Annotated in this window: 7 protein-coding genes, 8 tRNA genes and 1 rRNA gene; all 16 read left to right on the top strand. The window is 43.9% G+C overall.

Annotated features, from left to right (window positions below):
* Positions 1-119: ribosomal RNA gene (locus tag L1028_RS24755) — 23S ribosomal RNA — on the top strand; the annotation flags it as partial.
* An 83-nt stretch (positions 120-202) separates the two neighbouring features.
* Positions 203-294 (top strand) — tRNA-Ser (locus L1028_RS24750).
* 30 nt (positions 295-324) lie between these two features.
* Positions 325-401: transfer RNA gene (locus L1028_RS24745), tRNA-Met, on the top strand.
* A gap of 8 nt (positions 402-409) precedes the next feature.
* Positions 410-485 (top strand) — tRNA-Val (locus L1028_RS24740).
* Between the two features lie 32 nt (positions 486-517).
* Positions 518-593: transfer RNA gene (locus tag L1028_RS24735), tRNA-Thr, on the top strand.
* Positions 594-606: 13 nt separating this feature from the next.
* Positions 607-684: transfer RNA gene (locus L1028_RS24730), tRNA-Asp, on the top strand.
* A 65-nt stretch (positions 685-749) separates the two neighbouring features.
* Positions 750-822, top strand: a tRNA-Phe gene (locus tag L1028_RS24725).
* Positions 823-831: 9 nt separating this feature from the next.
* Positions 832-917, top strand: a tRNA-Tyr gene (locus L1028_RS24720).
* 5 nt (positions 918-922) lie between these two features.
* Positions 923-995, top strand: a tRNA-Lys gene (locus tag L1028_RS24715).
* Between the two features lie 139 nt (positions 996-1134).
* Positions 1135-2238, top strand: a complete 1104-nt coding sequence (locus L1028_RS24710) for a PucR family transcriptional regulator (RefSeq protein WP_234540556.1) — start codon at positions 1135-1137, stop codon at positions 2236-2238.
* Positions 2239-2352: 114 nt separating this feature from the next.
* On the top strand, positions 2353-3474 hold the full coding sequence (locus L1028_RS24705) for an ABC transporter ATP-binding protein (RefSeq protein ID WP_042123255.1): 1122 nt from the start codon (positions 2353-2355) through the stop codon (positions 3472-3474).
* A gap of 210 nt (positions 3475-3684) precedes the next feature.
* A complete protein-coding gene (hprK, locus tag L1028_RS24700) occupies positions 3685-4623 on the top strand; it encodes an HPr(Ser) kinase/phosphatase (protein WP_042183988.1) in 939 nt (312 codons plus the stop codon).
* 12 nt (positions 4624-4635) lie between these two features.
* Positions 4636-5667: a prolipoprotein diacylglyceryl transferase gene (gene lgt / locus L1028_RS24695; RefSeq protein WP_234540555.1), complete on the top strand. Its 1032-nt coding sequence runs from the start codon at positions 4636-4638 to the stop codon at positions 5665-5667.
* Between the two features lie 5 nt (positions 5668-5672).
* Entirely contained in the window at positions 5673-6329 is a 657-nt protein-coding gene (gene ppaX / locus L1028_RS24690; protein WP_234540554.1) for a pyrophosphatase PpaX, read from the top strand.
* A complete protein-coding gene (locus L1028_RS24685; protein ID WP_234540553.1) occupies positions 6326-6835 on the top strand; it encodes an acyltransferase in 510 nt (169 codons plus the stop codon). Before ppaX ends, L1028_RS24685 begins: the two co-directional genes overlap by 4 nt.
* A gap of 293 nt (positions 6836-7128) precedes the next feature.
* On the top strand, positions 7129-8325 hold the full coding sequence (locus L1028_RS24680) for an acyltransferase (RefSeq protein ID WP_234540550.1): 1197 nt from the start codon (positions 7129-7131) through the stop codon (positions 8323-8325).
* The last annotated feature ends 23 nt before the right edge of the window (positions 8326-8348 follow it).

The following is an 8348-nucleotide window of genomic DNA, read 5'->3' as shown; positions in this document are numbered from 1 at the left end:
TCAAGATGAGATTTCCCAATTAGTAAGACCCCTTGAAGACGACGAGGTAGATAGGTTGGAGGTGGAAGTGCAGTAATGCATGGAGCTGACCAATACTAATCGGTCGAGGGCTTATCCTATAACATAAAACGCAAATTCAATTCGGATTCAGTTTTCAGGGAGTCAAATTCCTGTTTGGATTGCTGTGGTACTGATATCGTTTGGAGAGATACCCAAGTGGCTATAAGGGGACCCTCTGCTAAGGGGTTAGACTGCGTAAGCGGTGCGTGGGTTCGAATCCCACTCTCTCCGCCATTTTCAATCCATAGCATTTCTAATTATTGTGGCGGTGTAGCTCAGCTGGCTAGAGCGTACGGTTCATACCCGTGAGGTCGGGGGTTCGATCCCCTTCGCCGCTACCATAATACCTGGAGGCTTAGCTCAGCTGGGAGAGCATCTGCCTTACAAGCAGAGGGTCGGGGGTTCGATCCCCTCAGCCTCCACCATTATTACTTTTTAGAATTACTCTTTACACCGTGCCGGTGTAGCTCAACTGGTAGAGCAACTGACTTGTAATCAGTAGGTTGGGGGTTCAAGTCCTCTCGCCGGCACCATTATTATCAATGCGGAACCGTGGTGTAGTTGGCCTAACATGCCTGCCTGTCACGCAGGAGATCGCGAGTTCGAATCTCGTCGGTTCCGCCATTTTTTCCACAAGACTAGGGTGGGAAGTTTAATACTACCACTTTATTTTTATGTCAATTTAATATGGCTCGATAGCTCAGTCGGTAGAGCAGAGGACTGAAAATCCTCGTGTCGGCGGTTCGAATCCGTCTCGAGCCACTTTTCCCTGGGGGATTAGCGAAGTGGCCAAACGCATCAGACTGTAAATCTGCTCACGTACGTGTTCGGTGGTTCGAATCCATCATCCCCCACCATTTATGAGCCATTAGCTCAGTTGGTAGAGCACCTGACTTTTAATCAGGGTGTCGAAGGTTCGAGTCCTTCATGGCTCATCCCAAACAGAAAGTCATCACCTTATGGTGGTGGCTTTTTTTGTGTTTTTGGTTGTATTATAGTAGCGCGCTACTGTAGCGATTAACATAATATAAGAGAATATGCTAAAATAGGCGAAAAGAGCAAAAGTGGTGGAGCATGGTGACTATGGATAGTGAGACATTGCGGAAAAATTTAGAGCAGCTCACCGGAAAGAGAACCGGAATCAAGCAGTTAGGGAGGCAGCATTCAGCTTCTCTTTTTAGCATGGGATTAGAAGGACAGGATCAGCTGGTAATCCATGAGGGTCATCTCTGGGCACCTTTATATGAGAGTGAAGGACGTATAACCGCTGTTTGGGTAGAAATGGAGGGGCTCACCTCTCTGGAAGTACAACTGGTCAACTATGCAGTTCGAAATTTTGCTATTGCACTCAAAGCTACAGGGCTTAGAGAAGAAGGTGAAGTGGAGGCGCGGCAGCTTGGCGCTTGGTTGAACACGGAGTTAGAGCAAGAGAAGAATGACACTGAAATACCCGATGAGATTACCCTAAAAGGACGTCTATTCGGAGATATGATTCCATTCCTCCTTAGTAGTGAGATTGCCCATAGTCCACAGATCTCTTATCGTTCGCTGATGAAATTACTGCGTAGCTATTTTGAGAACGAAATTCTTCTTATTCCCCTTCAAGAGAAGGAATGGTTAATTTTAGCTCGTAAAGAATTACTTACGGGCGGAGATGATAAGGATGATGAAGAAGAGAGTGTAGATGATCTTCTAGCACAGACTAGTATGGGGTTACATGAGCTGATAGCTAGTGAATGGGTAGGGGTATTCCATTTGGCAGTAGCTCCGGCTATAGTCCCTGTTAAGGGATTGACTGGGTCTGTAGCTTTGCTAAGGGAGACGATTGTACTCGGTCGTATTTTTCAAGTAGGAGAGTATATTCATTTACCTTGGGAATTGCATTTGGAACGTCTGGTTAACAGCATTCCTGTTGTACGCCGCAAACAGTTGCTTGGACAAATTGGTGACTATTCCTCTGTACTATCAGATAAAGAAATGCTGCTGACTTTGGAGACTTTCTTTGAGATGGACTGTAATGTAAGTGAAACCGCCAAGAAGTTGTATATCCATCGTAATACGCTGCTGTACCGTCTGGATAAGATAAAACAAGAGACTGGAGCAGATGTACGAAGCTTTGGGGACGCTGCTATTGTGAAGCTCACTATGCTTTTGTATAAAGTGACGAAAAGGAAATAGGTTTTTTGTGAACCTTACAAATAGCCATAGTGTCCCGACTGGGGTAATATAAATGTACAAGGAAACAGAATTTTTATATTAACTAATTAATAATTAACTCGAGGGGGAAATACAATGGCAGGCGTACGTTTAGAGCATATTTTCAAAAAATACCCGGGTTCAGATAAAGCAACAGTAATCGATATCAATCTTGATATTAAAGATAAGGAATTTCTAGTATTGGTTGGACCTTCCGGTTGCGGTAAATCCACAACTTTGCGTATGATCGCTGGGTTGGAAGAAATCTCCGAAGGTAAAATGTACATTGGCGATCGTGTAGTTAATGACGTTGCACCTAAAGACCGCGATATCGCGATGGTATTCCAATCCTACGCCCTGTATCCGCATATGAGCGTATACCAAAACATGGCTTTCGGTTTGAAACTTCGTAAAGTGAAGAAGGATGAAATCGACAAGAAAGTTCGCGAAGCTGCTAAAATTCTTGATATCGAGCATTTGCTAGATCGTAAACCAAAAGCGCTTTCCGGTGGTCAACGCCAACGTGTCGCTTTGGGACGCGCTATCGTACGTGATCCACAAGTCTTCTTGATGGATGAGCCTCTTTCCAACTTGGACGCTAAACTTCGTGGTCAAATGCGTGCTGAAATCACTAAACTGGTTAAGCGCCTTGAAACTACTTGTATCTACGTAACGCATGACCAAACAGAAGCTATGACAATGGGAGATCGCATCGTAGTTATGTATGATGGTATCATTCAACAAGCAGCTTCCCCTGAAGAGTTGTACAATGAACCTACAAACTTATTCGTAGCTGGATTTATCGGATCCCCTACAATGAACTTTATCAATGGTACTTTGTCCGAAGTGAGCGGTTCTATCCGTTTCCGTGCTGAGAACCTTGATGTTGAAGTACCAGGCGGAAAAGCTCAAATCATCCGCAACAAAGGTTACATCGGTAAAGAAGTAATCATGGGCGTTCGTCCAGAAGATATCCATGAAGAGCCAGTATTCTTGGAAGCTTCCCCGAACACAATCTTCACTTCATTGGTTGATGTTACTGAAAACCTTGGTCACGAAATGCTCCTTTACTTGAGCGGCCTTGGTAAATCTACTGTAATCGCTCGTGTAGATGGACGTTCCACTACTCGCGAAGGCAGCAAGCCTAAATTGGCTATTGATATGAACAAAATTCACTTCTTTGATAAAGAATCCGAAGCTAACATTTTGTTGGGATAAGATTGTAAAGATCTTTTCTCTCTTGATAAAGCCACCCGAAAGGGTGGCTTTATTGTTTAGATGGACCTTGTTTGGTTAGGCGCTAAGATTGCATTCATAAGCGTTATCAATTAAGATAGCAGGAGAATTACCTCCGGAATGTAAAGAGATCGCTGCCAACCGGACGCAGTAAGCGGACAAATACCGCAGGTGACGAAAGGACGAAATTACATGGCTAAGAAAGTAAAAGTATCTGAATTGGTACAGCATTTTCAATTAGAGGTTATTTCCGGCCAGGAAGGTCTAAAGAGACCCATTACGGTCGATGACCTGAACCGCCCTGGACTAGAGATTGCTGGTTATTTTGAATATTATCCAGAAGAACGTGTTCAATTGTTAGGCAAAACAGAACTCGCTTTTTTCTCCATGCTGCCCGAAGCTGAGCGGAAAAGTCGGCTTCGTGGAATTTGTAATGACAACACACCTTGTATTGTAATTACACGTGGTTTGGAAGTGCCTCAGGAGTTAATTGACATAAGTAATGAAAAGGCCCTTCCTGTGCTTCGCAGCTCCATGGCTACGACTATTTTCTCCAGCCGTTTGACGAGCTTCCTAGAAGGGAAATTAGCTCCTACGGCGACTATTCATGGCGTACTTTGTGATGTATATGGTGTAGGTATGCTAATTACGGGTAGTAGTGGGATTGGTAAAAGTGAAACAGCTCTTGAACTTGTAAAACGCGGTCATCGATTGATTGCTGATGATGCCGTAGAAATCCGTCAGACTTCAGATAACCAGTTGCATGGTACAGCCCCTGAGTTAATCCGTCATTTACTGGAGATCCGTGGAGTAGGTATCATTAATGTAATGACACTTTTTGGTGCGGGTGCCATTCGTAATCATAAACGGATTACACTTGTTGTTAGATTGGAAGCTTGGCAGCAAGACAAGCAGTATGATCGACTTGGACTTGATGAGGAAACGACACGGATTATTGACACAGATGTCCCGCTAGTAACGATTCCCGTACGCCCAGGACGTAACCTTGCAGTTATTATAGAGGTTGCAGCGATGAACTATCGCCTGAAACAAATGGGCTTTAATGCAGCCCTGCAGTTCACTAATAAGTTAACTGCTACCATATCTGAAGATATGGATGATCTCGATTAGGAGTGTGAGAGAATGTTCCCATTAGCACTAAATCCTATTGTCTTCTCCATTGGATCACTGCAAGTACACTGGTACGGATTAATACTAGGTTTCGGTGCACTCGCGGGGTTATTTCTTGCGATCCGCGAGGGCAAACGGTTTGGTATACCACAAGAATTCTTTATGGATATGCTGCTGCTAGGTGTGCCTTCGGCCATTATTGGGGCACGGATTTACTTTGTAGCGTTTAAATGGGAGGATTATAAGGATAATTTAATAGATGTCTTTAAGATCTGGAACGGTGGTATTGCCATTTACGGTGCGTTAATTGGAGCCATTATTTGCGGGATTATTTATTTCCGCTATAAAGGCTATCCCTTCTGGCGTATCGTTGATATTTGTGCACCTGGACTACTTGCGGGTCAAATGATTGGACGCTGGGGAAACTTTGTCAACCAAGAGGCATACGGCAGCGTGGTTGAAGAGTCCTTTTTGCGGGATAAACTGCATTTACCTGACTTCATCGTGAACCAAATGTACATAGGGGATGCTTTTCATCATCCGACCTTCTTGTATGAATCTCTTTGGAGCTTACTGGGGATCGCGCTACTAATGGTCCTTCGTCGCCAGAAGTTTGTGCGTGCCGGTGAGATCTTCATGTCTTACTTTATATGGTATTCTATCGGTCGTTTCTTCATTGAAGCCATACGTACGGACAGCTTGGCCTTTAATGGAAGTGCAGGCTTGGCATCCTTGATGAACGGATTGTGGAAACCGATGGAATGGTTAGGTTTTGAACAAGGATACTTGGACCCAAGCTATGGAAATATCCGTATTTCTCAGCTGCTTGCTCTATTGATCATCGTCGCAGCTGTACTGCTTATCATTATTCGTAGGGTCACCGGAGAGCCTAAAGCACATTATTCTGATCCTATCGTATGTACTAAACCGATCAAAGCAGATACCATAGTGCCTGAAAGCGCAGTAAATACACCGCAGAAAGCTCGTCAAGCGACTCAACCTGAGCAAGGACAGCCTGCGGATGGTGATAAGAAGGAGCAGTAAAGCTTATGATAGAATGCGTTCTTTTTGATCTAGATGGAACGATTGTCGATACGAATGAGCTAATTATTAGTTCGTTTATGTACGCGCTGAAGGACAATGGTCTAGCTCCACCCACTAGGGAAGAGATTATTCCGCATATGGGCACAACCCTTCAGCAACAGATGAGAGTCTTCTCTGGACTTGAGGATGTAAGTGGTGCGCTTGAGAAATCTTACCGTTCTTATAATTATGAACATCACGATGAGTTAGTACGTCCCTTTCCTCAAGTGAATGAGACAATGGAAGAGCTCTTACGTCGTGGAATTAAAATGGGGATTGTGACCACAAAAATTCGTCCAACAACGATTAAATCGCTTGAGATGTTTGATTTGCTAAAGTACATGGATACGATTGTGACGGTGAATGATGTTACTAAACCAAAGCCACATCCAGAGCCTGTTCTGACAGCAGTCAATAACCTTGGCGTTGATCCTCGTAAAACTCTCATGGTGGGTGACAGTACAGTTGATATTCAGTCAGCAAAAGCTGCTGGTGTATATGCGGCGGGAGTATCGTGGTCATTAAAAGGCGAAGAGACTCTCCGCAAGTATGATCCCGACTATATCATCCATAACATGAAGGATATTATAGAAATTGTGGAGCGAGGAACGAGTGAATCGTGAGAAACGTAACCCGATATCCTGTAGAAGGTCATAACTCACTTTGGTACATTTACCGTACGGTCAGCCCGTGGAAGGGTGTCCGTAACTTTATTTTTATTCAGATTGCCCGTTATTGCCCGATTCTACCGTTAAAGAACTGGATCTATCGTCGGATTCTCGGGATGAAGGTAGGCAAACATACCTCCTTCGGTCTGATGGCGATGGTGGATGTATTTTTTCCGGAAAAAATAACGGTGGGTGAGAACTCTATTATCGGTTATAACACGACGATTCTGGCGCATGAGTATTTAATCAAGGAGTATCGCCTGGGAGAAGTAGTGATTGGTGAAAATGTATTAATTGGCGCCAATACAACGATTCTTCCCGGTGTAACCATCGGTGATTGGGCAGTTGTTGCCGCAGGATCAGTAGTACACAAGAACGTGGCGGCTGGCTCTTTTGTAGGAGGCAATCCACTGCGAGAGCTACGCCCAGCTTCAGCGGAAGATTCTTCGGAACAAGTGTAAAAGATGCTTCGTAAACCCTGCAGTTTCATATTGCGTTTTTTTAGCGCAGGATCTGCAGGGTTTCTTGCGTCTTGGAGAAGCTTATTAAGAAAACTTTAAGGTCTTCTTAAGTTTTTTATTCGGATGTAGGCGGTATAATTAACCTTAGTAATCACGTAAATCCCACGCTAGGCATTCAGCATCAAATATCAGAATGTAAATTCAGCAAGTGCAGACTTCCTGGTATGTTCAGTTTCCACATTCCGCTTAGCGTCTCTATGAACAGCCATCATAGTAGAGAAGAGGAATTTAATATGAATACTGTGAGACAGGAAAGGCTGCCCCAGCTGGATATTTTCAGAGCTCTAGCTATATTAGGAGTGCTGCATGTGCATGCCTCATCTTTTGCTGCTGGAGAGCAGGCACTGCATTCTCCTTATTATTACTGGCTGAACTGGATTAACATTTTCTTTAAATTCGGTACGCCCTCATTTATTTTCCTTAGCAGCTTCGTATTGTTTTATAATTACTATGGTCGTCCTGTGACACGCAGCTTGATCATTAATTTCTACCGTCGGCGATTAAAGTATATCTTACTGCCTTATTTGCTAGCTTCTATGGGATATTATGCACTAACTCTATATGTGAACGGACGATTGATGCAGAACTTTGGAGATAACTTGTTAAGCTTTTCTAGAGCGTTATTCTCGGGTTCCGCATATGCGCATTTGTATTTTGTCTTTATTAGCATTCAGTTTTATTTGCTTTTTCCAGTGCTGCTTAAGCTACTGCAGAGTTCCCGCTTCTTAATGAAATGGGCGATACCGGTGGGTCTGGCGCTTCAGTGGGGTTTTATTTTTTGGAATAAGTACGAACTGCATATTGTTGAAAAAGGAAGCTTGGCGATCTCCTACCTGGCCTATTATATGATGGGTGCTTATATCGCCATTCACTTTGAGAAGGTGAAGCAGTGGCTGATAAAGCCATGGAGAGAGCTGGCTGCAAAGCAAAAAAGATGGACTGCCCTATTAGTGAGCTTGTGGTTAATTGCGGCCTTTATCCATGTGCAGCTATGGTATGTAGCCCGCCATTTTGGGGTGTGGACGGATTCGCTGTGGTACGAGCTATTATGGAATGTCCATATGATGTTATCAGCATTGGTTCTGTTGTACGCTACATTTTTACTTTATCGTAAGGCTCCTCGTGTGATCGTTACTTTCTTGACTCGTTTAGGTGAGTTGTCATTTGCAATTTATTTGATTCATCCGCTATTGCTGGCGATATATCGCAGGTTCCGATACCATATTCCCCTGGAGTCGCTAACTTATGTTTTCTTCATCTATGGAGGACTTGTAGCTGCACTGGGAGGAAGCTGGTTCATGGTGCAGTTTGCTTTTCGCCGAATTCCTAAGTCATGGATCTTTTTGGGAAGTGTTCCTCGGTCTCTAGAGTCTAGTTCCAAGGTAAAGTCAGGACATGCCTCGGAGGAGATGAGGAAGGTTAATACTTGATTAGGCATCATTTTGATGCGGAG

It is taken from the genome of Paenibacillus pseudetheri, assembly GCF_924513355.1.
Classification (GTDB): domain Bacteria; phylum Bacillota; class Bacilli; order Paenibacillales; family Paenibacillaceae; genus Paenibacillus_AQ; species Paenibacillus_AQ pseudetheri.
This window is presented reverse-complemented; position numbering and strand designations above follow the sequence as displayed.